The sequence below is a fragment of the Shewanella sp. 5S214 genome (assembly GCF_041439795.1).
GTDB classification, from domain to species: Bacteria; Pseudomonadota; Gammaproteobacteria; order Enterobacterales; family Shewanellaceae; genus Shewanella; species Shewanella vesiculosa.
Genome location: NZ_JBGOOV010000072.1, coordinates 1 through 1,439 on the forward strand (window position 1 = coordinate 1; position 1,439 = coordinate 1,439).

The 1,439-nt window shown below is 41.1% G+C and carries 1 protein-coding gene; it reads left to right on the forward strand.

The genetic code is table 11. The features are described 5' to 3' along the window. Positions 1-104 precede the first annotated feature (104 nt). On the forward strand, positions 105-1,430 hold the full coding sequence (locus ACED29_RS21090) for an IS4 family transposase (RefSeq protein ID WP_371698681.1): 1,326 nt from the start codon (positions 105-107) through the stop codon (positions 1,428-1,430). Positions 1,431-1,439 lie beyond the last annotated feature (9 nt).

Below are 1,439 nucleotides of genomic sequence, written 5' to 3' on the forward strand. Positions count from 1 at the left end.
TAATGCCGATCAGTTAAGCGGTAAAACGAGAAAATTTAACTGATCGGTTGACCGATCTTTCTAGTCTGCGAAAATCCGATAATTTTTATTATCGGATTTTTTTTATGGAACTTTCAGAAGCCCTTGCTCGCACCTCAATTAATCGTCTAACTGAGTTTTCATCTCTCGCTGATGTTCTTGAACCCGATATTATTCAATCTTGCCTTAATTCAAATGGCGTGGCGACATTAAGGCGACGTAAATTACCCATGGACGCGATGGTTTGGGCTGTTATAGGCATGTCTTTATTTCGCTCAGAATCCGTCCGTCAATTGATTAATAAGCTTGATATTGTGTTGCCACAAGAGGTTGATTATGTCGCTCGAAGTGCCGTAACGCAGGCGAGAAAAAAGCTAGGTAGTGATGTGGTTCGCGATATATTTCATCGTTCAGCAGCCACATGGCATCAACGGGCTGAACATCCACATTGGTGTAGCTTGAATCTTTTTGGGGTTGATGGCGTGGTATGGCGCACACCTGAAACCAAAGAAAACAGTGCTGCGTTTGCGCGTACAGCAAACAAAGCGTGTGAGTCGGGTTACCCGCAAGTTCGCATGGTTTGCATGATGGAGCTCAGCAGTCATTTACTCGTAGATAGTGCCTTTGACAGTGTTGCTGAAAATGAAATGAACTTAGCCGCTAAGCTTATCGCTCGTGTGCCTGATAATAGCTTAACCTTGTTTGATAAAGGTTTTTACTCTTTAGGTTTATTACACGATTGGCAGTCAAAAGGAGAAAATACTCACTGGTTACTACCATTAAAAAAAGGCACTCAATATGAAGAAATTCGCAGCTTAGGTAAGCACGATAAACTGGTGAGGCTGAGTACCACGCCTCAATCAAGGAAAAAACGCCCTGAACTTCCACTGACGATAGAAGCCAGATTAACCACCCGTCAGGTGAAAGGAAAACAAGTCAGCATTCTGAGTTCAATGCTTGACCCAATGGCGTATCCAAGCGCTGAAATTGTGGATTTATATGCCCATCGATGGGAAATTGAACTGGGCTATCGAGAGATGAAACAGTATTTATTAGAAAGCCGATTTACGCTACGAAGCAACTTACCTGAGTTAATACACCAAGAGTTATGGGGGTTATTATTGGCCTATAATTTAATTCGATACAAAATGATATTGATGGCAAAATCCCTTAAAAGCGTCTTTCCAAATCAACTCAGTTTTAGAGATGCTTCTTCTCATATCATCAACAAACTGACTAATATGCCGTTATACGCACCAGGAAATGTGCCGAAACTGATTTTGGATATAGAAAGGAATGCGAAGCAATTTAAGTTGGAAGGTAAGCGAGAAAGAAATTATCCACGATGTTTAAAAGTCAGTAAAAATAAGTATCCTGTAGCAAAAAGAAAAAATGCCGCTCACCTTAAGTGAACGGCATTA